The organism is Actinocorallia sp. A-T 12471 (assembly GCF_033875155.1).
Taxonomy (GTDB): Bacteria; Actinomycetota; Actinomycetes; order Streptosporangiales; family Streptosporangiaceae; genus Actinocorallia.
On the sequence record NZ_JAWZTE010000009.1, the window covers coordinates 288,662 to 311,298 of the forward strand.

The 22,637-nt window shown below is 70.6% G+C and carries 19 protein-coding genes and 2 tRNA genes; 17 read left to right on the top strand and 4 right to left on the bottom strand.

Features of this window, described 5'->3' with window-relative positions; genetic code table 11:
• Positions 1–10 precede the first annotated feature (10 nt).
• The 6 genes from obgE to R9X44_RS24560 all read left to right on the top strand — a co-directional run bounded on the left by obgE (position 11) and on the right by R9X44_RS24560 (position 7,648).
• The gene (gene obgE, locus R9X44_RS24535; protein WP_319816611.1) at positions 11–1,396 is read left to right on the top strand and encodes a GTPase ObgE; all 1,386 of its coding nucleotides are present in this window, start codon (positions 11–13) and stop codon (positions 1,394–1,396) included.
• 52 nt (positions 1,397–1,448) lie between these two features.
• Positions 1,449–2,627 carry a glutamate 5-kinase gene (gene proB / locus R9X44_RS24540; protein ID WP_319816612.1) on the top strand — a complete coding sequence of 393 codons (1,179 nt, stop codon included), beginning with the start codon at positions 1,449–1,451 and terminating at the stop codon, positions 2,625–2,627.
• Entirely contained in the window at positions 2,624–3,886 is a 1,263-nt protein-coding gene (locus tag R9X44_RS24545) for a glutamate-5-semialdehyde dehydrogenase (RefSeq protein WP_319816613.1), read from the top strand. Before proB ends, R9X44_RS24545 begins: the two co-directional genes overlap by 4 nt.
• 69 nt (positions 3,887–3,955) lie before the next feature.
• The gene (locus R9X44_RS24550; RefSeq protein WP_319816614.1) at positions 3,956–5,692 is read left to right on the top strand and encodes a TIGR03767 family metallophosphoesterase; all 1,737 of its coding nucleotides are present in this window, start codon (positions 3,956–3,958) and stop codon (positions 5,690–5,692) included.
• A gap of 735 nt (positions 5,693–6,427) precedes the next feature.
• A complete protein-coding gene (locus R9X44_RS24555; RefSeq protein ID WP_319816615.1) occupies positions 6,428–7,153 on the top strand; it encodes an XRE family transcriptional regulator in 726 nt (241 codons plus the stop codon).
• 54 nt (positions 7,154–7,207) lie between these two features.
• Positions 7,208–7,648 carry an NUDIX domain-containing protein gene (locus R9X44_RS24560; RefSeq protein WP_319816616.1) on the top strand — a complete coding sequence of 147 codons (441 nt, stop codon included), beginning with the start codon at positions 7,208–7,210 and terminating at the stop codon, positions 7,646–7,648.
• Positions 7,649–7,655: 7 nt separating this feature from the next.
• Here R9X44_RS24560 and R9X44_RS24565 read toward each other — a convergent pair whose 3' ends face one another.
• The gene (locus R9X44_RS24565; RefSeq protein WP_319816617.1) at positions 7,656–8,672 is read right to left on the bottom strand and encodes a M48 family metallopeptidase; all 1,017 of its coding nucleotides are present in this window, start codon (positions 8,670–8,672) and stop codon (positions 7,656–7,658) included.
• Between the two features lie 58 nt (positions 8,673–8,730).
• On the opposite strand from R9X44_RS24565, the gene nadD reads away from it, so the two are divergent.
• Entirely contained in the window at positions 8,731–9,321 is a 591-nt protein-coding gene (nadD, locus tag R9X44_RS24570) for a nicotinate-nucleotide adenylyltransferase (protein ID WP_319816618.1), read from the top strand.
• Here the strand turns inward: nadD and R9X44_RS24575 are convergent.
• Positions 9,309–11,711, bottom strand: coding sequence for a glycoside hydrolase family 65 protein (locus tag R9X44_RS24575; RefSeq protein WP_319816619.1), 2,403 nt, complete (start codon positions 11,709–11,711; stop codon positions 9,309–9,311). The two genes, nadD and R9X44_RS24575, sit on opposite strands and share 13 nt — an antisense overlap.
• Positions 11,708–12,442, bottom strand: coding sequence for a beta-phosphoglucomutase family hydrolase (locus R9X44_RS24580; protein ID WP_319816620.1), 735 nt, complete (start codon positions 12,440–12,442; stop codon positions 11,708–11,710). The genes R9X44_RS24575 and R9X44_RS24580 overlap by 4 nt, the downstream gene beginning before the upstream one ends.
• A gap of 107 nt (positions 12,443–12,549) precedes the next feature.
• Here R9X44_RS24580 and rsfS point away from each other — a divergent pair, with 107 nt between their 5' ends.
• The 10 genes from rsfS to R9X44_RS24630 all read left to right on the top strand — a co-directional run bounded on the left by rsfS (position 12,550) and on the right by R9X44_RS24630 (position 21,192).
• Positions 12,550–12,951, top strand: coding sequence for a ribosome silencing factor (gene rsfS / locus R9X44_RS24585; protein ID WP_319816621.1), 402 nt, complete (start codon positions 12,550–12,552; stop codon positions 12,949–12,951).
• Positions 12,948–13,583 carry a histidine phosphatase family protein gene (locus R9X44_RS24590; protein ID WP_319816622.1) on the top strand — a complete coding sequence of 212 codons (636 nt, stop codon included), beginning with the start codon at positions 12,948–12,950 and terminating at the stop codon, positions 13,581–13,583. Before rsfS ends, R9X44_RS24590 begins: the two co-directional genes overlap by 4 nt.
• Positions 13,584–13,677: 94 nt before the next feature.
• Positions 13,678–13,750, top strand: a tRNA-Ala gene (locus R9X44_RS24595).
• 473 nt (positions 13,751–14,223) lie between these two features.
• A complete protein-coding gene (locus R9X44_RS24600; protein ID WP_319816623.1) occupies positions 14,224–14,733 on the top strand; it encodes a DUF4365 domain-containing protein in 510 nt (169 codons plus the stop codon).
• Positions 14,726–15,823, top strand: a complete 1,098-nt coding sequence (locus R9X44_RS24605) for a hypothetical protein (protein WP_319816624.1) — start codon at positions 14,726–14,728, stop codon at positions 15,821–15,823. The genes R9X44_RS24600 and R9X44_RS24605 overlap by 8 nt, the downstream gene beginning before the upstream one ends.
• A gap of 10 nt (positions 15,824–15,833) precedes the next feature.
• On the top strand, positions 15,834–16,520 hold the full coding sequence (locus R9X44_RS24610) for a hypothetical protein (protein ID WP_319816625.1): 687 nt from the start codon (positions 15,834–15,836) through the stop codon (positions 16,518–16,520).
• Positions 16,517–20,044 (top strand): ATP-binding protein, encoded by a 3,528-nt coding sequence (locus R9X44_RS24615; RefSeq protein ID WP_319816626.1) that lies wholly within the window; start codon positions 16,517–16,519, stop codon positions 20,042–20,044. Before R9X44_RS24610 ends, R9X44_RS24615 begins: the two co-directional genes overlap by 4 nt.
• A gap of 120 nt (positions 20,045–20,164) precedes the next feature.
• Positions 20,165–20,521, top strand: a complete 357-nt coding sequence (locus tag R9X44_RS24620; protein ID WP_319816627.1) for a metalloregulator ArsR/SmtB family transcription factor — start codon at positions 20,165–20,167, stop codon at positions 20,519–20,521.
• The gene (locus tag R9X44_RS24625; RefSeq protein ID WP_319816628.1) at positions 20,518–21,030 is read left to right on the top strand and encodes an SRPBCC family protein; all 513 of its coding nucleotides are present in this window, start codon (positions 20,518–20,520) and stop codon (positions 21,028–21,030) included. Before R9X44_RS24620 ends, R9X44_RS24625 begins: the two co-directional genes overlap by 4 nt.
• 89 nt (positions 21,031–21,119) lie before the next feature.
• Positions 21,120–21,192 (top strand) — tRNA-Ala (locus R9X44_RS24630).
• A gap of 348 nt (positions 21,193–21,540) precedes the next feature.
• Here the strand turns inward: R9X44_RS24630 and R9X44_RS24635 are convergent.
• Positions 21,541–22,281, bottom strand: coding sequence for a VOC family protein (locus R9X44_RS24635; protein WP_319816629.1), 741 nt, complete (start codon positions 22,279–22,281; stop codon positions 21,541–21,543).
• Positions 22,282–22,637 lie beyond the last annotated feature (356 nt).

Genomic DNA, 22,637 nt, shown 5'->3' on the forward strand with positions numbered 1-22,637 from the left:
AGGGACCCTCATGGCCGACTTCGTGGACCGGGTCGTCCTGCACATCGCTGCGGGAAACGGCGGGCACGGGTGCGCCTCGGTGCACCGCGAGAAGTTCAAGCCACTGGGCGGCCCCGACGGCGCCAACGGGGGCAGGGGCGGCGACGTCATCCTCGAGGTGGACTCCAACACCTCGAGCCTCCTCGAATACCACCGCCGTCCGCACCGCAAGGCGGGCAACGGCAAGCCCGGCGCGGGTTCGCTGCGCAACGGGGCCAACGGCGACGACATCGTGCTGAAGGTGCCGAACGGCACCGTGGTGAAGACCCAGCGCGGCGACGTGCTGGCCGACCTCGTCGGCGAGGGCACGCGGTTCGTCGCCGCTGAGGGCGGCCACGGCGGGCTGGGGAACGCGGCGCTGGCGTCGGCCAAGCGCAAGGCCCCCGGCTTCGCGCTGCTCGGCGAGCCAGGCGACGCCCTCGACGTCGTCCTCGAGCTGAAGACCGTCGCGGACGTCGCGCTCGTCGGCTTCCCCAGCGCGGGCAAGTCCTCGCTGATCGCCGCGCTCTCGGCCGCCAAGCCGAAGATCGCCGACTACCCGTTCACCACGCTCGTGCCGAACCTCGGGGTGGTCAGCGCGGGCGAAACCGTCTTCACCGTCGCCGACGTGCCCGGCCTGATCGAGGGCGCGAGCCAGGGCAAGGGCCTCGGCCTTGAGTTCCTGCGGCACATCGAGCGCTCCTCGACCCTCGCGCACGTCCTTGACTGCGCGACGCTCGAGCCGGGCCGCGACCCGATCAGCGACTTCGACATCATCGAACGCGAACTCGCCGCCTACGACGAGCTGTTCGCCGGCGACGACACAGTCGCGCTGGGGGAGCGGCCCAGGGTCGTCGTCCTCAACAAGGTCGACGTGCCCGACGGCAAGGACCTCGCCGAGATCGTCAGGCCCGAGTTCGAGGCGCGCGGCCTGCGCGTCTTCGAGGTGTCGGCCGCCGCCCACATCGGGCTGCGCGAGCTGTCGTTCGCGATGGCCGAGATGGTCAGCGCGCACCGCGCGTCGCTGCCCGCGCAGGAGCCGACGCGGCTCGTGCTGCGGCCCGCGCCGGTCGCCGGCCCCGAGTTCGAGGTCAGGAAGGTCGGCGACAACGAGTTCCTGGTCACCGGCACCAAGCCGGTCAGGTGGGTGCGCCAGACCGACTTCCAGAACGAGGAGGCCGTCGGCTACCTCGCCGACCGCCTCAACCGCCTCGGCATCGAGGACGGCCTCCGCCAGGCGGGCGCGCAGGACGGCGCCACCGTCATGATCGGCAGCGAGGACGAGTCCGTCGTGTTCGACTGGCACCCCGACATCGCCTCCTCCGGCGAGGTCAACATGGGCCCGCGCGGCACCGACCAGCGCCTTTCCGACTGGTGATGGCGACGCGACGAACGGCCCACAGCGACGAGGCAGGAGCACACGCGCGGTTATGGACACGCTCAGGTCGGCGGTCGCGGACGCGCGCCGCATCGTGGTGAAGGTCGGCTCGTCCTCCCTCACCACGCCCGACGGCGCGATCGACGAAAGCCGGATCGACACGCTGGTCGACGTGCTCGCCGCGCGCCGCAGGGCGGGCAGCGAGGTCGTGTTCGTCTCCTCCGGCGCGATCGCCGCCGGGCTCGGCCCGCTGGGGCTGAGCCGTCGGCCGCGCGACCTGGCGACGCAGCAGGCTGCGGCGTCCGTCGGGCAGGGGCTTCTTGTAGCGCGCTACAGCGCCTCGTTCCACCGGCACGGCCTCGGCGTCGGCCAGGTGCTGCTCACCGCCGACGACATGATGCGCCGCGCCCACCACGGCAACGCGCAGCGCACCCTGCGCGCGCTGCTGCGCCTCGGCATGGTGCCGATCGTCAACGAGAACGACACCGTCGCCACCGACGAGATCCGCTTCGGCGACAACGACAGGCTCGCCGCGCTCGTCGCGCACCTCGTGCAGGCCGACGCGCTGGTGCTGCTGTCGGACGTCGACGCGCTCTACACCGGCGACCCGAGGCTGCCGGAGTCGCGGCGGATCAGCGACGTGCGCTCGCCCGCCGACCTCGCGGGCGTCCAGACGGGTTCTGCGGGCACGAAGGTCGGCACCGGAGGCATGGTCACCAAGGTCGAGGCGGCCAGGATCGCCACGGGCGCGGGCGTGCACACCGTGCTGACCAGCGCGTCGGCCGCCGAGCAGGCGCTCGCGGGGGAGCCGGTGGGCACCTACTTCCACCCGAACGGGCAGCGGCCGCCCACCCGGATGCTGTGGCTCGCGCACGCCACCACCGGGCATGGCAAGATCGTCATTGACGACGGGGCCGTGCAGGCCGTGGTGCACCGGCGCAAGTCGCTGCTCCCGGCCGGGGTCGTCGGCGTCAAGGGCGACTTCGCGGCGGGCGACCCCGTCGACCTGTGCGACACCGAGGGCCGGATCGTCGCGCGCGGGCTCGTCCACTACGACGCCGCCGAGATCCCCGACCTCATGGGCAGGTCGACCCGCTGGCTGGCCCGTGAGCTGGGCCCCGAGTACGAACGCGAGATCATCCATCGGGACGATCTCGTCATCCTGGACCCCCCGAGGTCCGCGACAACCCGCACGGCCACCGAGCCGGAGAAGACAGGAGAAGGGCGATGAGCGAAGGCACGCGCGAGCAGGTTCTGGAGGTGGCGGCGCGCGGTCGCGCCGCGGCGGCGGACCTCGCTCCGCTGCCGCGCGGCGTCAAGGACGCGGCGCTGCACGCCGTCGCCGACGCGCTCACCGCGCGCGCGGCGGAGATCCTCGCCGCGAACAGCGTCGACGTCGAGCGGGCCCGTGACAACGGGACCGAGGACTACATGCTCGACCGGCTCAGCCTGAACGGCGAGCGGCTCGACGCGATCGCCGCGGCCGTGCGCAGCGTCGCGCAGCTGCCCGACCCGGTCGGCGAGGTCGTGCGCGGGTACACGCTGCCGAACGGCCTCGAGCTGCGGCAGCTGCGGGTGCCGCTCGGCGTCGTCGGCATCATCTACGAGGGCCGTCCGAACGTCACGGTCGACGCCGCCGCGCTCACGTTGAAGAGCGGCAACGCGGTGCTGCTGCGCGGGTCGTCGTCGGCGTACGACTCCAACACGGCGCTGGTGAACGTCATGCGCGACGCGCTCCAGGGCACGCCGGTGCCCGCTGACGCGATCCAGCTCGTGCCGGGCCGTGACCGCGAGTCCGTCAAGCACCTGATGCGCGCGCGCGGGCTCGTGGACGTGCTCATCCCGCGCGGCGGGGCGTCGCTCATCAACTCGGTCGTGGAGGAGTCGACGGTCCCGGTCATCGAGACCGGCGTCGGCAACTGCGCGGTGTACGTCGACGCCTCAGCCGACGTGGACATGGCGCTGCGCATCCTGCTGAACGCCAAGACGCAGCGTCCGTCGGTGTGCAACGCCGCCGAGACGTTCCTCGTGCACGCCGACGTCGCCGACGCGTTCGTGCCGCGCGCGCTTGAGGCGCTCAAGGACAAGGGCGTCACCGTGCACGGCGACGAGCGGATCGCGGCGTACTCCGGCGACGTCGTCCCGGCGACGGTCGAGGACTACCGGACCGAGTACCTGTCGCTGGACATCGCCGCGGCCGTGGTCGACTCGCTTGACGAGGCGGTCGCGCACATCCGCGCGTACGGCTCAGGGCACACCGAGGCCATCGTCACCACCTCGCAGGCCGCGGCGCGGCGGTTCACCGCGCTCGTGGACTCCGCGGCGGTCGCGGTGAACGCCTCCACCCGGTTCACCGACGGCGAGGAGTTCGGGTTCGGCGCGGAGATCGGCATCTCCACGCAGAAGCTGCACGCGCGCGGTCCGATGGGCCTGCCCGAGCTGACCTCGACCAAGTACGTGTTCACCGGCGAGGGCCACCTGCGCGGCTGACGACGGTGCCGGGAGAGTGACACTCAAGCTCTTGATGTCACAGTAGGGGGTGTGCTCTCATAGGGCGTTGTGACGCATGCCACGCGCCCTCAGGGCACCCCCCGCACCCCTGCCCTCGGCCGCAGGTCCCTGCTCAAAGGCGTCGCGCTCGGCGCCATCACGTCGGGACTCGTCGCCTATCCGACCCGTCAGGCGCTCGCCGCGCCCGGCCTGCTCGGGCCCGTTGAGGGCACGACGCTCGCCGCGACCCTGCGCCTCGGCGCGCCGGGCGCGGGCGGCTACCGCAAGGTAGTGTCCGGCCCGGGTGAGCCGCATGTCTTCCGCGACGACCTCGGCGGCAAGACCGGCGCGGACCGCCTCGCGCGCCGCCGCGACATCCTGTCGTTCGTGCACTTCACCGACGTGCACGTCATCGACGCCCAGTCCCCGGCGCGCATCGAGTACCTCGACCGGCTCAGCGACCCGGGCGACATCCTCGGCGCGAACCCGATCGCGGGCGCGTACCGGCCCCAGGAAGTCCTCACGACGCAGGTCGCCGAGGCGATGGTCAGGGCCGTCAACAAGCTCGGGCGCGGCCCGGCGCTCGGCGCGAAGCTCGCGTTCACCATCAACACCGGCGACGCCGCCGACAACGCCCAGTTCAACGAGGTCCGCTGGATGATCGACCTCCTCGACGGCGGCCGGGTACGTCCCGACTCGGGTGACTTCGGCAAGTTCGAGGGCGTCGGCGCATGGCCCGACGAGCGGTACTGGCACCCCGAAGGCGGGACGGACATTCCGACGTCCAAGTACGGGTTCCCGAAGGTGCCCGGCCTGCTCGACGCGGCACGCCGCCCGTTCGAGGCGGCCGGGCTGAACACGCCGTGGCTCGCGGTGTTCGGCAACCACGACGGGCTCGTCCAGGGGAACCTGCCGACGTCGGTGCTGAAGTCCATCGCGGTCGGCGATGTGAAGATCACCGCGCCCGCGTCGGAGAAGGAGCGCCGCGAACTCGCCGACGTGCTCGGCAAGGGCAACGCCGCGGCCGTCAAGGCGATGGCCGACAGCAGGTCCGGCCTCTTCCGCAAGGTGGCCCCCGACCCCGACCGCCGCCTGCTGACCCGCGCCGAGATCGTCGCCGAACACGGCCCTGGCCACGGCTTCACGGAAGCCAACCGCAAGCTCGGCACCGCCTACTACGGCTTCGACGCAGGCGTCGTCCGCGGCCTCGTGCTCGACACCGTCAACCCCTACGGCTACTCCGAGGGCTCCCTCGACCTCGTCCAGTTCGCCTGGCTCAAGTCCGAGCTCATCAAGGGCTCAAGCCGCTACCTCGACGACAACGGCAACACGGTCACGAACCGCGCCACCGACCGTCTCTTCATCCTGTTCAGCCACCACACCATCGACACCCTCACCAACCCCATCGGCCTCATCCGCGTCCTCGGCCCCGAGGTCGAAAAACTGCTCCTCCGCTTCCCCAACGTCATCCTCTGGGTGAACGGCCACACCCACGTCAACGAAGTGGTCCCCCACCCCCGCACCAAGGGCCCCAAGGGCGGCTTCTGGGAAGTGAGCACCGCCGCCCACATCGACTGGCCCCAACAAAGCCGCATCATCGAACTCGCCGACAACCGAGACGGCACCCTCTCCATCATCGGCACCATCCTCAACACCAAGTCCCCCGCCACCCCCACCACCCTCACCCTCCCGGGCCTCGCCTCCCTCTCCCGAGAACTCTCCGCCAACGACTGGCAAGAAACCCACCTAGGCCCCGGCACCCCCGAAGACCGAAACGTAGAACTCCTGATCCCCTCCCCCTTCTAACCCTGGGGGCGGCGACGGCCAAGGACGTGCGTCCCGCAGCCGAGCATCCTCCACGCGCCCAAGCTGAACCCGGGCATCACGCACCCGGGCCCTGGCCCGCTCACGCTCCCGCGCCGAGATCACTTCTGATTCGGTCCACGCCCCATAAACCGCCACCACCGCGCGAAGGTAGGCCACATACGCCCACTCCGCCTCTGCCCCAGTGCTCCAGTTCGTCTCCGGAATCGCCATCAGAGGGTCCCTTCAAGTCCGTCGAGCGCCTCTTTCAACGTGCGGGCCAATGAGCGAGGCGCGAGTCGGCGCGCCATCAATCGCGCTGTCTCCTCCGGAGCTGAACAGGAGCCAAGAGAGGTCCCCAGTGACGAACGGTAAGACCAAGCCCCCTTTTCCCTTGTGGCCGGACCAGCGACACTGATCGAGTCTCCGAGAACCATGTGGGGCCACACCACCCTCAGGAACGGAGCGAACGGCCTCTCCTCGTATCGGCGCGCCACCTCAAGCCCTTGGCCCTCCAGCAAGGCGGCCAAGGCGTCGAGGTATTGGCCTTGTCGCTCCCTGGAGGACTCAGATCCCAGCATCATCTTGTCGAGGCCCTCTGCCGCAGTCGGATTTTACTTCTGGCAACAGAAACGATCCGCTGTGTGATCGGCCCAGCGCCAGGACACTGCTGGACATCTGGCGACATCTTTGTGCCAACGGTCGTCCTCGTGTGTCCGGTGTGCCTATCGTCGGGGTGTGACGAACGAACGTCTGCGACGGTCGATGCTCCGGGCCGGGCTGGACATCAGCACACTCGCGGAAACCGCGGGGGTGAGCGCCAAGAGCGTCGAACGGTGGCTGCGCGGCGAAGTGACGCCCTATCCGCGGACCCGTTACCGGGTCGCCGCTGTTCTTCAGGAGGACGAGTCGTATCTGTGGCCCGCGGCGGTCGACGGGGCGGCGCTCACCGGGGCTGAACTCGTCAACGCGTATCCGCGTCGGAGCGAGGTTCCCCGGGACTTGTGGACGGAGCTGCTACGGCAGTCCAAACGCGACGTCGACTACCTTGCGTTCGCCGGGCTCTTTCTTGCCGAGGAACACCCGGACTGGATTCCGTTGCTGCGGCAGCGCGCCGCCGAAGGGGTGCGCGTCAGGCTTCTTCTGGGGGATCCGGACGGAGCGCAACTCGCCGCACGAGACGGTGAAGAGTCGATCGGTGGGGGAGTCGCCGGACGCGTGGCCTCTGTGCTCGCCGCGTACCGCCCGCTGGCAGGAGCCGTCCTGATCCGGCTGCATGACACTCCGCTGTACAACAGCATCTACCGCTTTGACGACGAGATGCTGGTCAACACACATGTGTACGGCATTCTCGCGGCGCACACGCCGACCTTGCGCTTTCGGCGCGTTGATGGGGCCTACTTCAGTACGTATCGGGAGTCGTTTGAGCGGGTTTGGGCTTCGGCTCGGGCTTTGGAGGGGTGAAGAGTGGGGCGGGGGACGCGGCGGATTGACTATTGGCGGGATCCCGAGGCACCTGTGGCGACTTCGCGGAAGCCGTCGGCGAGTGTGCTGGTGCGGGATCAGGCGGGGCGGGTGCTGTTGTTGCGGCGTCCCGATAACGGGCTTTGGACGATTCCGACGGGTGGGTTGGAGAAGGGGGAGACGGCCACCGAGTGCGGGATTCGCGAATGCCGTGAGGAGACCGGGATCGAGGTGGAGATCGTGGGGCTCGTGGGGGTGTTCACCAGCCCGGAGCACGTGATCGTCTATGAGAAGGACGGGAGGGTCGACGAGGTGCGGCAGCCCGTCAACGTGTGTCTGCGCGCCAGGGTCGTCGGAGGGGCGCTGACGACGACGGCGGAGGCGTCGGAGGTCCGGTGGGTCGATCCGGTGGATCTGCCCGGGTACGACATTCATCCGGCGCTGCGGCGGCGGATCGACCACGGGATCAAGGAGACCATCCCGCACGTGGACTAGCGGCGGGTCAGCCCTGGGGGCGGCGGTTGAGGCGGTCGAAGACTGAGCCGGCGAGGTCGGCGGCGCCGCCGGCGACGTCGCGGACCTTGCCGAAGAGGGGGTCGGCGGACTGCTCCCAGGACTGCTTGTAGGAGCGTGCGGCGTTCTTGACCTCGTCGGTGAAGGAGGCCGAGGAGTCGTCGGCGCGGCGCGGGTAGTCGCCGGACATGATCGCGGCGTGCTCGGGGGAGCCGTGCCAGCGGTGCAGTTCGCCGAAGCGGATCACCGCGAAGGGGTGGCTCTGCTTGAGCAGGTTGAGGAACTTCAGGACGCCGTCGCGCAGGTCGCCGGACGCCTCGTACTCGCGGGCCTGCGCGAGGAAAGCCTCGGTGGACATCTCGTGCAGGCGCGAGCCGCCCGCGAGCTTCATCAGCGCGCGCTTGGCGGCCTCGGGGTCCTGCCCGGCGAGCAGGCCGGCGCGGTCGGCCGACAGTTCCGACTTGCGCTGCCACTCCTCGAGGCCCATCAGGATCGCGCCGATCGCGACGTTGCCGAGCGGCAGCCACGCCAGCCGCGAGCCGAGGCCGGTGAGGATCAGCGCCATCTGCCGGTAGACCGCATGCCCGGACAGGATGTGCCCGGCCTCGTGCGCGACGGTGAAGCGCAGCTCCTCCTCGTCGAGCAGGTCGAGCAAGGCGGTGCTGACCACGATGAACGGGTTGTCGGTGCCGACCGCCATCGCGTTCGGGACCGGGCTCTGCGTGACGTACAGCTCGGGGACCTTCTCCAGATCCAGGATGTAGCAGGAGTCCCGGAGGATGTCGTGCAGGTGCCTGAACTGGTCCTCGCCCGCGCGGACCGCGCCGCCCAGGAACAGCAGCCGCAACTGCCGCTCGTTGATCAGGCCCGCGAGCTTGCGCAGCACAAGGTCGAATCCGGACAGTGAGCGCAGCGCCACGAGCGCCGACCTGTCGAGCGGATGCTCGTAGGCGCGCGAGGAGATGCCGGGGAACCTGCGACGGGTGCGATCCGGAGTCTGCGTCATATCGGCAGCCTAACCCGGTGCCGGGGCCCCTGACCCGGTCCGTCTAGTCTTGGTCACCATGAGCGAAAGGCGCGTGGGGATCATGGGCGGGACCTTCGACCCGATCCACCACGGGCACCTGGTCGCCGCCAGCGAGGTGGCGCACCTGTTCGGCCTTGACGAGGTCGTCTTCGTCCCGACCGGGCAGCCCTGGCAGAAGGCCGACAAGAAGGTCACCGCGGCCGAGGACCGCTATCTGATGGCGGTGATCGCGACGGCGTCGAACCCGAGGTTCCGGGTCAGCCGGGTCGACATCGACCGCGACGGCCCCACCTACACCTACGACACCCTGCTCGACATGCGGGCCGAGCTGGGCGCCGACACCGAGCTGTACTTCATCACCGGCGCCGACGCCCTCGCCCAGATGCTGACCTGGCGTAATGCCGAACGGATGTTCGATCTCGCCAGATTTGTCGGATGCACCCGTCCCGGGCATGTCCTGGCCGATCCCGGGCTGCCCGAGGGGCGCGTTGATCTCGTCGAGGTGCCCGCGCTGGCGATCTCGTCGACCGAGGTGCGCGACAGGGTCGGCGCGGGCGAACCCGTCTGGTACCTCGTGCCGGACGGGATCGTGCAGTACATCAACAAGAACGCCCTCTACCTGGAGTGAGACGGGCTCGCCTGGCGCGGCGTGCCCGTGCCCTGGTCATGGAACGGGTCGTGGGTGTGCCGGCGCGGGGCGCGTCCCGGCGGCTGGTGCGGCGGCGGCAGTGACGGGACAAGCCGGGGGATCGTCAGCGTGATCTCCTTCTCCAGCAAATGCTCCTCGCCGTGGTGCACGATCCGCACGGGTTCGCCCTCGTACAGCTCGTATGTCGCCGCCGACGGCCGGACCGTCACGCACACCAGCGAACCCCGGTAACGCAGCCGGAAACTCAGCTTGCCCAGGGTCTCCGGCAGCCGAGGGGAGAAGCGCAGCGCGCCGTGATCGGGCCGCAGCCCCCCGAACCCGGACACCAGCGCGTTCCACGCCCCCGCCAACGACGCCAAATGCAGCCCGTTAGCGGTGTCATGGGCGAGGTCGCGCAAGTCCATCAAAGCCGTCTCGGCAAGGTAGTCGTGCGCGAGCTCCAGATATCCGACCTCCGCCGCCATGACGGCCTGCGTCTGCGCCGACAAGGACGAGTCCCGTACCGTCAGCGCCTCGTAGTAGGAGAAGTTGCGCTCCTTCTCCTCCGCCGTGAACGCCTGCCCACACGACTGCATCGCCAGGACGAGGTCGGCCTGCTTGATCACCTGCTTGCGGTACAGGTCGAAGTACGGGTAGTGCAGCAGCAGCGGATAGTCCGACGGCGGCGTGTTGAGGAAGTCCCAGGGCGCGTGATCGGTGAACCCCGCGCTCTGCGGATGCACGCCCAGCCGTTCGTCGTACGGGATCAGCATCTTGTCGGCCGCGTCACGCCAGGACGCCGCCTCCTCGGCCGTCACCCCCAGGCGGGCGGCCTCCTCCGGAAGCGCGAGCGTGACGTCGGCGGCGTCACGCAGGTTCGCCTGCGCCATCAGGTTCGTGTAGACGTTGTTGTCCGCGACCGCGCTGTACTCGTCGGGGCCCGTCACGCCGTGGATGCGGAACTTGCCGTTCAGGTCGTGGTGGCCGAGGCCGCGCCACAGCCGCGCGGTCTGGACGAGCAGATCGACGCCTATCTCGCGCGCGAACGCCTCGTCCTGGGTGGCGTCCACATAGCGCGCCACCGCCTCGGCGATGTCGGCGTTGATGTGGAACGCCGCGGTGCCCGCCGGCCAGTACCCCGAGCACTCCTGGCCGCTGATCGTCCGCCACGGGAACGACGCGCCGGGCAGGTTCAGCTGCGCCGCGCGCTCCAGCGCCTGCGGAAGCGTCGAGTGCCGCCAGCGCAGCGCGTCGGCGGCCGCGTCGGGCAGCGCGTAGGTGAGGACGGGAAGGACGAACGTCTCGGTGTCCCAGAAGGTGTGGCCGTCGTAGCCGGGGCCGGTGAGGCCCTTCGCGGGGATCATCCTGCGCTCGGCCCGCGCACCCGCCTGAAGGATGTGGAAAAGGGCGAACCGGACGGCCTGCTGGACCTCGGGATCGCCCTCCACCTGCACGTCCGCGCCGCGCCAGAACTCGTCAAGGTAGGCGCGCTGCTCCTCGACAAGGCCCTCCCAGCCCGTCAGCTCCGCGCCCGCGAGCGCCGCGGCCACCTGGTCGTGCAGCGCGGAACGCGACCGGTGGCTCGACCAGCCGTAGGCCACGTACTTGACCATGGTGAGCTTCTCGCCCGCCTTCAGCCGGGTCGCGACGGTGACGCGGCCGATGTCCTCCTGCGCCTCGGCGTCGACCGACATCTTGCCAGGGGCGTCGATCTCGTGGCTCATCGCCGCGGCCATCCGCAGGCCGCTCGCCCGGGTCTCGTGCACCAGCACCACACGGTCGTGGTTGGCGAAGTGCTCGTCGCCCACCAGCGGGGCCTCCAGCACCGCCGACACCCGCGGATCGGCCCGTCCGGGACCCGGCAGCGGCTCGTTCGCGACCAGCTCGGACTGGACGACGAACTGGGTCTCATCGTCCAGCGGCTCGACCTCGTAGTGGATCGCCATGATCGCGCGCTGGGTGAGCGACACAAGGCGGGTGGACGACAGCCTGACCCGCGCGCCCGCCGGCGACTTCCACACCATCGTCCGCGTCAGCGTGCCGCCCCGCAGGTCGAGCAGCCGCTCGTGCGACTCGAGATCACCGAACCTGACGTCGAGGGGCTCGTCGTCCACGAGCAGCCGGATAATCTTGCCGTTGGTGACGTTGATCACCGTTTCGCCCGACTCCGGATACCCGTATCCCGCCTCGGCGTGCGGCAGCGGGCGCAGTTCGTACACCGAGTTCAGATACGAGCCGGGAAGGCCGCTCGGCTCGCCCTCGTCAAGGTTGCCCCGCACCCCGATGTGCCCGTTCGACAGGGCGAACACCGACTCCGTCTGCGCCATCCTGGCGAGATCGAGCTCGGTCTCGTGGACCCGCCAGGGGTCCACTTCGTAAGGAGGGTTCATCGCTGCTCCACAAGCTCGCGCAGATCGGTCACCACAACGTCGGCCCCGCTCCCGGTGAGGGCGGGGCCGTGCGCCCCGTCCCGGATCCGGTCGACCCCCACCACAAGCGCGAACCCTCCGGCCCTGCCCGCCGCGACGCCCGCGAGCGCGTCCTCGAACGCGGCGCACTCCGCCGGCGGCAGGCCCACCGCCCGCGCGCCCGCGAGGAACATGTCGGGCGCCGGCTTGCCGGGCAGGCCCAGTTCGCGCGCCACAACACCGTCGATCCTCGCGTCGAAAAGATCAAGCAGCCCCGCCGACGTGAGCACCGCCTCGGCGTTCGCGCTGGACGACACAAGCGCCGTCCGGCCGCCCCCCGCGCGCACCGTCTTGAGCAAGGCGACCGCGTCGGGGAAGACCTGCACGCCGCCCTCGGCGATCAACGCGAGGACCAGGGCGTTCTTACGCGTACCGAGGCCGTGGACCGTCTCGGCCTCCGGCGGATCATTGACGTCGCCCTCGGGCAGGACCACCCCGCGCGAGGCGAGAAAGGACCGGGTGCCGTCCTCCCGTTTTTTGCCGTCCACATAAAGCGTGTAGTCCTCCGGCAGCCGGAACGGGGGCAGACCGCGGGAGGACAGGAAATCGTCGAACATCCGCTTCCAGGCGGCCGCGTGCACCGCCGCGGTGTCGGTGACGACTCCGTCCAGGTCGAAGAGAAAACCACTGATCTTGTCGGGGAGCCGCAGCATGTGAAGGCCCCTACCCCGGGCAGCGCCCGTTAAAGACGTTCGGTGATCCCGGAAGGGACGGATACGCTGGGAACGGCAGCACCGGCTACGAGAGGGATCACGACTTCGTGACCGCATCCGAGAGGGCCGTCCAGCTCATCACCCTCGCCGCCCAGGCGGCGGCGGACAAGCTGGCCGACGACATCATCGCCTACGACGTGAGCGAGCAACTGGTCATCACCGATGCCTTTCTGCTGTGCTCGGGCACCAACGACAGGCAGACCCACGCCATCGTCGACGAGATCGAGGACCGCCTGCGCGAGGAGGCCGGCGCCAAGCCCGTCCGCCGCGAAGGCCAGCGCGAGGGCCGCTGGATACTCCTCGACTACATCGACGTGATCATCCACGTCCAGCACGAGGAAGAACGCAGCTTCTACGCGCTCGAGCGGCTCTGGAAGGACTGCCCGCCCGTCGAGCTGCCCTCCGACATCAACGCGCACATGGCCCAGCGCGCCAGGGGCACCGCGTGAAACGCAAGATCGTCCTGTGGCGGCACGGCCGCACCGCCTGGAACGTCGAGAACCGCTTCCAGGGCAAGACCGACATCCCCCTTGACGAGGTCGGCGTCGCCCAGGCCGAGCGCGCGGCACGCCTCCTGGCCGCGCTCGGCCCCACCGCGATCATCGCCTCCCCCCTCCAGCGCGCCGCCCACACCGGACGCGCCCTCGCCGACCTCGTCGGCCTGCCCATCGCCTACGACGAGGACCTCGTGGAACGCGACGGCGGCCTGTGGGAAGGGCTCACCGGGCCCGAGATCCGCGAGCGCTACCCCGCGGAACACGCGGTCTGGGAGCCCCCCGGCGGCGAAACCGGGGCACAGGTGGCCAAACGCGTCGCCGGAGCCCTCGAGCGCGCCATCGCCGACGTCCCCGACGGCGGCCTCCTCGTCGCCGCGTCCCACGGCGCGGCCCTGCGCCTCGGCATGCTCCAGCTCATGGGCATGCCAGAAGCCACCTGGGACCGCTTCGGCGGCCTGTCGAACTGCTGCTGGTCGGTCCTCGCCGAAGGCCGCTCCGGCTGGCGCCTCGTCGACCACAACGCCGGCACCCTCCCCGAACCCGTCCTCAGCGACGACAAGGCAGCGGTCACCGACCAGCCCTGACGCCGTCGCCGCGCCCCCCGCGCAAAGCGTTCGAACCGCCCCCCGACGTCCGATACACTGAACGGGCGCCGAGGGGCGAAAACCCACCGGTAGCGGGGCTATAGCGCAGTTGGTAGCGCGCCTCCATGGCATGGAGGAGGTCTGGGGTTCGAATCCCCATAGCTCCACGGTCAGCATGTTCAGAGCTCCCGGCGTTCGCCGGGAGCTCTTTCCCGTTGTGGCGCTATGGCCTGTCGGGGGGGCGACCCCCCGAGCCCCCCGAGGGCGGGGGGCTAACGCCGCCCCCCGCACCCCCGGACGGTATGGGGGCTTAGGGCATGGGCCTCGGTAGGTGTCTTTGCGGTTCGTGCGTGGGTGTGGGGGCTTTGGGGCATGGGCCTGGGTGAGGGTTCTTGCGAATCGTGCGTGGGTGCGGGGCTTAGGGCAGGGTCTGGGTGAGGGGTCTTGCGAATCGTGGGTGGGTGCGGGGGGTTGGGGCAGGGGCTGGGTAGAGGGTCTTGGGTGGGGGGTTTGGGGGGGTTGGGGTGGGTGGGGTGGGGTGTTTTGGATTTGTGTCTTTTGGGGGTGGGGGTTTGGGTGGGGTGGTGGGGGGTTGGGAGGGTTTACTTGGGGGTGAGAGGGAGGGGGTGGGGGGTTGGGGTTGGGGGGTGGGAATCGGCAGGGGAAGTTCGCTGAGGATTATGTGCGGGTGTTGGCTTCGGCGGCCGGATTGTTGGTTTATACGTATGATCTTGATTTGGACGGGATCGACCTGGGGTTGCGGTATCCGGGGAGGGCCGGGCGGGTGGCCTCGCCGGCGATCGAGGTGCAGGTGAAGTCGTGGTCGCGGCCGAAGGTGGGGGAGGGGCGGCTGGTCTATGACGGGCTTGATGAGGTGCAGTACAACAAGCTCGTGGACGGGCCGTTCAGCGTGCCGCGTTATCTGTTCCTAGTGGTGATGCCGCCCGGCGAGGGCGCTTATACGCGTGTCGAGACCGACGGACTCGTGCTGAGACAACTCGCGTACTTCCACGACCTTTCCGGGGAGAAGCCTGTGGCGCTTCCCGACAAGGGAAGGCGGCGGCGCGTACGGATTCCGATAGGGAACGTCCTTACCGAACGCACCCTGCGCGCGCTGGTGGGCGCGCCGGAAAGGGCCGCCGATGGGTGACCGCCCTTCCGCCGACGACGTCGTCGGCTACCTCGCCGCCTCCGGATGGGTCTGTACGGAGGAGCGCTCTACCGCGTCGGTATGGGTGCACAAGGGCGACCACGAGGTCCTTGTCCCGTCGGACCCCGCCCTGAAGGACGGGCCGCGCCGCCTGCGCGAGCTGCTCACGGTCCTGCAGGCGGTCGAGGGACGGCCGCGCGCCGCGATCGTCGCCGACATCGCCGCCCCGGCCGCCGACGTCCAGTGGTACCGGACCCCGCCGACCGACGCCCCGGAAACGTCGCTCACCAGCGAGCTCGCGACGCTCGAAGGTGTCCAGAGCGTCCTGGGCGCGGGAGCGCGCGCCGTCATCAGCGGCCCCCGCGCCGCGTTCGACGGCCCCGCCCCCAAAGCCGCCCGCGACCTTCTCGCCCGGGTCACCGTCGCGCGGCCGTCCCAGGACCTGCTGACGGTCCGGATTCCTTTGCGGGTCCCGGACGCAGGCCCCCTCGGCCGTCGCGTGAGCCTTCTCCTTCACGGAGCCGTCTCCCGGCTAAGCGAACAAGCGGCCTCCGGCGACCTGTCCGCGTTCGACGCTCTGGTCCCGTCCGGCGTCTCATCCGACCTGTGCAAGGCGCTCGCCCGCTTCGCCGGTCCCGATCCCGGCTCGCCCTTCGAGACGGGATTCCGCTGGGCCCGTTCCGTCCCGGCTCCGGCTCCGCCCACGACGGCCTCCTTCGGCCCCGGCGCGGGCAAGCTCCTACGGCACGGCGCCTTCCGCCTGCGCAGGCTGCGTTACACGGGCGTCGCCGAGGTCACCGGCCGGATCACCTCACTCGTGGACAACGGAGGCCAGGACCGCTTCCGCGTCCACATCCACGGCGACGTCACCGGCGCGGACGGCGCGGCCCGCCGCGCGCTGTGGGTCCGTCTCCCTGACGCCGCCGCCTACGCCCTCGCCCTGTCCGCGCACAAGGACGGCACACCCGTCCGCGCGGTGGGCTCCCTCGTGACGGTCAACGGCCGTCCCGAACTCGTCGCCGGCCCCGGCGGCTTCCACGACCTCCGGGACGGGCAGGCCCCCGTCCCGCGATCCCCCCGTACCCCCTGAGGAGACCCAAGTGGCACACATCGAGTTCGGAGTGCCCGAGCGGGCCCTGCTCCTGGCCCTCATGGCCCTGGGCGGCACCGCCGACAACCCGACCCTGAAGGCCCGCGTCGGCACCGCGCTCGACGGCGAGGCCCGCCGCAAGATGAACGACCTGAAGCTGGTCTCCAGTGAGAAGCGCGGCCGCTCCTACCACCACACGCTGGAGGAGGACGGCTGGGCCTGGTGCGTCGCCGAGCTGTCCGCCGAGCCCCCGGCCGCCCGCAGCTCGCTCGGCCGCACGCTGTACGTCGTGCTCGGCATGCTCCGCGACAGGCTCGACCGCGCCGACCTCAGCCTCGCCGAGTTCGTCACCGCCGACAGCCTCTCCCTCGACGAGTCCGCCGAGTCCGCCGAGGCCGCCGAGCCCGCGCCCGTCCCCGCGCCTGTGTCGGACGAGGAGCTGGAGAACCGGGTCCGCGCGGCGTACTTCCAGGTCGCGGCGCGTCCGGGCTCCTGGGTGTCCCTGACGGCCGTGCGCGCCGCGCTCGGCGACGCGCCCCGCGACCGCGTCGATGACGTCCTGCGCCGCATGGAACGCGGGACAGACGTGTTCATAGCGCCCGAATCCGACCAGAAGTCCCTCACCGCGGAGGACCGCGCGGCCGCCGTCCGCGTCGGCGACAGGGACAAGCACCTGCTGGCGATCGGAGTCCGATGAACGAGGCCGAGCGCAGGGCGCTGAAGGAGCTGAAGACCTGCCTCGACTGGGCGGCCACCGCCGAGCACGCGTGGCGGCCGTCCCCCTTCCACGTCGACGGCCTGCACCCACGCGCCGAGGAGATGATCACCGACGGGATCGAGGCGGCCGCCCGCTCACACGACTCAAGCCCGATCGGCGTCGCCGTGCAGGGCGAGGGCGGCACCGGCAAGACCCACCTGCTCGGCTGGGTCCGCCAGGCCGTCGCGCGGCGCGATGGCTACTTCTTCCTCGTGGACTTCAGCTTCGGCGCGGGAGACGGCTTCTGGACGCGCGTGGCGCGCGCGATGGTGCTGGACCTCGACCGGACGGTCCCCGGCGGCCACACCACCCAGGCCGCGACCCTGATGCGCAGGCTCGCCCGCCTCGCCGAACTCGATGACAAGGTCTCGGCCGCGCTGGCGGGCGAACACCCCTGCACCGCCGACGACGTCGAAGCCCTCGTCCGCGGCCTGTACCGCCGTGACCGCGCCCTCATAGCGCGCTGTGGCGACACCCTGCGCGCGCTTGTCCTGCTCGCCTCCCCGGACATGGCAATGGGCGACACAGCGCGCGACTACCTGGGCTCGGTAGAGGAAGCCGAGCCCGGTGAACGCGGCGCGTGGGGGATCGGCCGGAGGATTCCGAGCCCGCAGGACGTCGTGGTCGAGTTGTCGGCGGTCCTCGCCCTCACCGGCCCCAGCGTCATCGCCGTCGACCAGATAGACGCGCTGCTGGAGCACTCCTCACGCACGTCCGCGCAAGACGGCGAGGCGCACGGGCCGGAAAGCACCCTCCTGGAGGAGGTCGCCGGAGGGCTCATGGGTCTCCGGCACGTCACGCGGCGCAGCCTCTGCCTCGTCGCGAGCCTCCCGTCATCGTGGCTGCTCGTGGAGCGCCAGGCCGTCGCGACGGTCCAGGACAGATTCCGCACCTCCCTCATGCTCGGCACCATCCCCGACGCCCCCACCGCGCAAGCGCTCGTCGAACGGCGGCTCGCGGCCGCACTCGAAGGGTCGGGCTTCGCTCCGCCCTGGCCCGGCTGGCCCGTCACGCGAGACGCCTACGCGACGGCCGAGGCACGCACCCCCCGCGCGCTGATGCAGCGGATCGACGCGCACCTCCAGGCATGTCTCCAGAACGGGGAGGTAAGGCCGCTCAGAACCTTCGAGGCCGACACCGCACCCGTCCTGCGGGAGGACAAGCCGAGTGCGTCCAAGCCCGGTGAAGCGGCGTTCGCCGAACTCGACGCGCGCTTCGCCGAGCTGAAGGCGGGGGCGTCGGTGGAGTCGGCCTTCGACCCCGCCGCCGAGGACGCGATCGCGCCGAGGCTGCTGGCCGCGGGCCTCACCGCATGGGTCCGCGAGGCGGGCACCGCGGGCCGCGCCTTCTCGGTCGACCCGCCGCCCGGCCGCCGTCCCGTCCTGCACGCGCGGCTGCGCCAGACCCTCGACCCCGTCACCGAGCGGCAGCGGCACTGGACCTTCCGGATGGTCAGCGCGCCCCACCACCTGTCCGCGCTCAAGCGGCTGCGCGAGGCGCTCACCGAGACCGGCAGGGGCGAGACCGGCGGCGAGCGCACGCCGATCGTGCTGCGCAATCTCGAATGGGCCCAGGGCCCCGCCACCCGCGAACAGCTCGACCTCCTCGCCGAGGCGGGCGGCAGGTCGCTCACCATCGGCAACGACGACCTGCGCGTCTTCTCCGCGCTCGCGACGCTCCTCGACGACAACCACCCCGACCTCGACGACTGGCTCGCCGCGCGCCGCCCCGCGGGCCGCACCGAACTCCTCACGACGGTCCTCGCCGACGTCCTGCCCGCCTCCACCGCCCGCACGCCGGACCAGGACGACGGCCAAGACAGGCTCCCCGGCCCTGCACCCCTTCCGGAGACCGCCTCCTACGACGGGACGGCTTCGGCGGCCCCGTCCGTCGGCATCCCCGAAAGCCCGCCTTCCCCCATCCCCGGCGTCGGCACTCCCGTCCCGCTGTCTCACGCGTCCAGCGGCGGAACGCCCACCAGCCAGCCTTCGCCGACGTTCTCCGCACCGCCTGCGGAAGCGGCCCACTCCGGCCCTAACGGCGTCGCACCCCCGTCGGCGAACAACGTCATCCCCCTCTCCCGAACCCTCACCGTCCCGGACGTGGAGCCCGCCCCCGGCGCCCCCTTCGTGGTCCCGTTCCCACCTCCCGAAGGAACCCCCGAGCCCTCGGCCCGCACCTTCGTCCCCCCACCCTCCGTCCTGCCCTTCGCACCCCCGCCCCGGCTCCCGCGCGAGGACGAGCCCATCCGCGTCGGCACGCGCGCCGGAGGCGAGGACCCGGTGACGCTCGACCCCGCGATCCTCACCCGGCACACCGCGATCTTCGCGGGCTCGGGGTCAGGCAAGACCGTGCTCATCCGTCGTCTGGTCGAGGAGTGCGCCTTGCGCGGCGTCTCCTCGATCGTCCTCGACCCCAACAACGACCTCGCGCGGCTCGGCGACGCGTGGCCGTCGCCGCCGGACGGCTGGGTTAAGGGCGACGCCGAGCGCGCGGCGCTCTACCACGAGGGCACCGAAGTCGTCGTCTGGACGCCGGGCCGCGCGGCGGGCAGGCCGCTCAGCTTCCAGCCGCTGCCCGACCTCACGGCGGTCCTTGACGACCCCGACGAGTTCACCTCCGCGCTCGACCTCGCCATGGTCGAACTGTCCCCGAGGGCGGGCACCGAAGGCGCCACCTCCCAGGCGAGCGTAGGCAAGGCCGTCCTACGGGAGGCGCTTACGCACTTCGCCCGACGCGGCGGCGGCGACCTCACCTCATTCCTCGCACTCCTCGGCGACCTGCCTTTCGAGGCGAGCAGGATCGCCGGAGCCGACGAGTTCGCAGTGAAGCTCGCCCAGCGGCTCACCGCCGCGATGATCAACGACCCGCTCTTCGCGGGCGACGGCGACCCCGTCGACCCGCGCGCCCTGCTCACCCCCGCCGACGGCAGACGGGCGAGGATCTCCGTCATCAGCCTCGCCGGACTGGCCGAGGAACGTAGGCCAGACTTCGTCCGACGGCTCCAGTCCGCGCTGTTCTCCTACATCAAACGCAACCCCGCCCGTGACCGACCCCTCGGCGGCCTGTTCGTCATGGACGAAGCGCAGACGCTGGCTCCGGCGACCCCGCGCACCCCCGCCTTGGCGAGCACCCTCACCCTCGCGTCACAGGCGCGCAAGTACGGGCTCGGCCTAGTCTTCGCCACCCAGGCGCCCAAGGGGCTGCACAACCAGGTCTCCGGTAACGCCACCACCCAGTTCATCGGCAGGCTCAACGCACCCGCCCAGATCACCGCGGCCAAGGAGCTGGCTCGGGCGCGCGGCGGAAGCGCATCACGGGTCGGGAAGCTCCAGAAGGGCCAGTTCTACGTGGCGAGCGAGGGCCTGCCGGAGGCGCTCACACAGACGCCGCTGTGCCTCAGCCACCACCCGGCAGGGCCCCTCAACGAACAGGAGATCATCGCCCGGGCGCGCAGAAGCTGACCCCCGCGAAGGCCCGGCGCGGCGTCCCGCGCCGGGCTTTATCAACCTTTGGGTTGAATAAGCGCCCGCGAGGTCGTAGTGTTGTTGTCAACCGAGAGGTTGAAGACACAGGTGGAGAGTATGGAAGACCCGAGGCTGTCTGCGGTGTTCGCGGCGTTGGCCGACCCGACAAGACGCGACATCGTCACCCGGCTCGCCGCCGCGGACGCGACGGTGGGGGAGCTCGCGGCCCCCTACGACGTCTCCGTCCAGGCCATCTCCAAGCACGTCAAGGTGCTGGAGGACGCCGGACTCGTCAGCCGCACAAGGGATGCCCAGCGCAGGCCGGTCCACCTCGAAGCCGAAGTCCTCGACCTGATGACCGCATGGCTGGAGCGCTACCGCAGAAGGGCCGAGGAACGCCACAGGCGCATCGACGCCCTCCTCGCCGAACTCCAGCACGGCACCGACGACCAGACGGAAGGGGCGGCATCATGACCGCGACCACCACCGGCGGCAACCGGACCCAGATCGAAGCTGACCCCGCACTGCCCACCATCAAGATCACCCGGGACTTCGACGGCCCGCCCGAACTCGTCTACCGGATCTGGGCCGACCCCGACCTCGTCGCGCGCTGGCTCGGCCCCCGCAGCATCGACAACCACATCCACACCTGGGACCTGCGCCGCGGCGGCAGCTACCGCTACACCTCGACCCGCGACGGCGAGGAGATCGCCGCCTTCTACGGGTCGTTCCACGAGGTCCGCGAGAACGAGCGCATCGTCCAGACCTTCACCTACGAGGGCTGGCCCGACGGGGTCTGCCTCGAAACGATCACCTTCGAGGACCTCGGCGACGGCCGCACCCGCACCACCACCCTCAGCGTCACCGACACCATGGAAGCCCGCGACGGCATGATCGCCAGCGGCATGGAGTCCGGCGTCGTCGAGGGCTACGAGAAGATCGACGAGATCATCAGCGAACAGACCGCCGACCAGCCGGCCTGACCGTCCCACGGGGCCGCCACTCCGATTCGCGTCCACCCCGCCACCCGTGTAACCTTTCACCTCGTTGCCGGGGAGCGATCCCCGGCGGCGGGGCTATAGCGCAGTTGGTAGCGCGCCTCCATGGCATGGAGGAGGTCTGGGGTTCGAATCCCCATAGCTCCACGGTCAGCATGTTCAGGGACGCCGGGCTTCGCCCGGCGTCCCTTTCCCGTTGTGGCGCTATGGTTTGTCGGGGGGCGACCCCCCGGGCCCCCCGGGGCGGGGGGCTAACGCCGCCCCCCGCACCCCCGGACGGTACGGGGGCTTTAGGGCATGGGCCTCGGTAGGTGTCCTCACGGTTCGCGCGTGGGCACAGGGCTTTAGGGCATGGGCCCGGGTAGGTGTCTTTACGGTTCGTGCGCGGGCATGGGGGCTTTAAGGCATGGGCCCGGGTAAGGGGTCTTGCGAATGCGGGTGGGCGCGGGGGCGTAGGGCAGGGAGGGGTCTTTGGGGGGCTGAAGGTGTGGGGATTTAGGGGTGGCGGGTGGTTAGGCAGTACGGGGTGCCGGTGGGGGCTAGGAGGGTGGTCCAGGAAGGGTGGGTTTGGAGGAGGGTTGCGCCCTGGTGGAGGTGGCGGGTGGTTTCGGCGGGGAGGTTCGTGGTGGCGAAGTCGAGGTGGGCCTGGACTTGGCCGGGGGAGTTGGTGCGGTGGAGGAGGAGGTGCAGGCCACGGGGGCCGGGGGCGGGGAGGCGGAGGAACTCTGGGTGGTGGGGGACCTCGGTGAGGGGGCGGGAGGTGACCGTGGACCAGTAGGCGGTTTCCTGGTCGTGCAGGTGGGCTGGAATGTCGATGCAGAGCTGGTCGGGGATGCTCTGGAGGGTGGGGGACCATTCGGTGGGTGGTGGGGGGACCGCGCCCGGGTTGTCCACGAAGCAGACGGCGAGGCCGCCGGGGGTGCGGGTGACGATGTAGCCGTCCGAGGCGTGGTCCGCGAGGAGCCGGGCGCCGGCGTCCAGGGACTGGCGGGCCGCCTCGCGTACGTCGGGGACGTGGAGGTCGACGTGCATGCGGCTGACCCCGTCGAAGACTCGCTGGACGCGCAGGGTGGCGTCGCCGGCGGGGGGTTCCAGGGTCGAGAACTCGCCGAAGTCCCCACGGGGAGCCGACCGGCGCCAGCCCGTCACGTTCTCCCAGAAGCGGGAACCCGCCTCGTGGGCGTCGGCGGGGAGATCCAGAAAGCCGCTCACCCAGTAGGGTGCCGTCTTACGCAAACCCATCCACCCCTTTCGTCGCCGCCGACCCTACGGTCGGGACGCACCCGTCCACCACCGGATTGTCGGCCCCGGACGCCGTCCGACGTGGGAGTACGCGGCCGTGGTTTTTACCTTCCGGGGAGGGTTGGTGGGGTTTCGTAGGTTTCAACCCGGTGTGGACGGGGAGAACCCTTGGTTTGACGGGGGTTCTGGGAGGGCGTAGTGTTCTTCTTGTTGGCCCCGAGGGGCTGACGGGAAAGACCTGCGAGGCCAAGAGGATCCGCCGGAAACGAGCGGATTTGACAGGAAGAACAGGGCTGGTAAGTTAGAAGGGTTGCTCCGAAAGAAGCCCGCAAGGGTGGAAAACGGTGCGA

Bases quoted from the DNA above. Each gene is read 5' to 3' on its own strand.
- obgE (WP_319816611.1), top strand. From the start codon at position 11: ATGGCCGACTTCGTGGACCGGGTCGTCCTGCACATCGCTGCGGGAAAC.
- proB (WP_319816612.1), top strand. From the start codon at position 1,449: ATGGACACGCTCAGGTCGGCGGTCGCGGACGCGCGCCGCATCGTGGTG.
- R9X44_RS24545 (WP_319816613.1), top strand. From the start codon at position 2,624: ATGAGCGAAGGCACGCGCGAGCAGGTTCTGGAGGTGGCGGCGCGCGGT.
- R9X44_RS24565 (WP_319816617.1), bottom strand. From the start codon at position 8,672: ATGACGCAGACTCCGGATCGCACCCGTCGCAGGTTCCCCGGCATCTCC.
- nadD (WP_319816618.1), top strand. From the start codon at position 8,731: ATGAGCGAAAGGCGCGTGGGGATCATGGGCGGGACCTTCGACCCGATC.
- R9X44_RS24575 (WP_319816619.1), bottom strand. From the start codon at position 11,711: ATGAACCCTCCTTACGAAGTGGACCCCTGGCGGGTCCACGAGACCGAG.
- R9X44_RS24580 (WP_319816620.1), bottom strand. From the start codon at position 12,442: ATGCTGCGGCTCCCCGACAAGATCAGTGGTTTTCTCTTCGACCTGGAC.
- R9X44_RS24605 (WP_319816624.1), top strand. From the start codon at position 14,726: ATGGGTGACCGCCCTTCCGCCGACGACGTCGTCGGCTACCTCGCCGCC.
- R9X44_RS24615 (WP_319816626.1), top strand. From the start codon at position 16,517: ATGAACGAGGCCGAGCGCAGGGCGCTGAAGGAGCTGAAGACCTGCCTC.
- R9X44_RS24620 (WP_319816627.1), top strand. From the start codon at position 20,165: ATGGAAGACCCGAGGCTGTCTGCGGTGTTCGCGGCGTTGGCCGACCCG.
- R9X44_RS24625 (WP_319816628.1), top strand. From the start codon at position 20,518: ATGACCGCGACCACCACCGGCGGCAACCGGACCCAGATCGAAGCTGAC.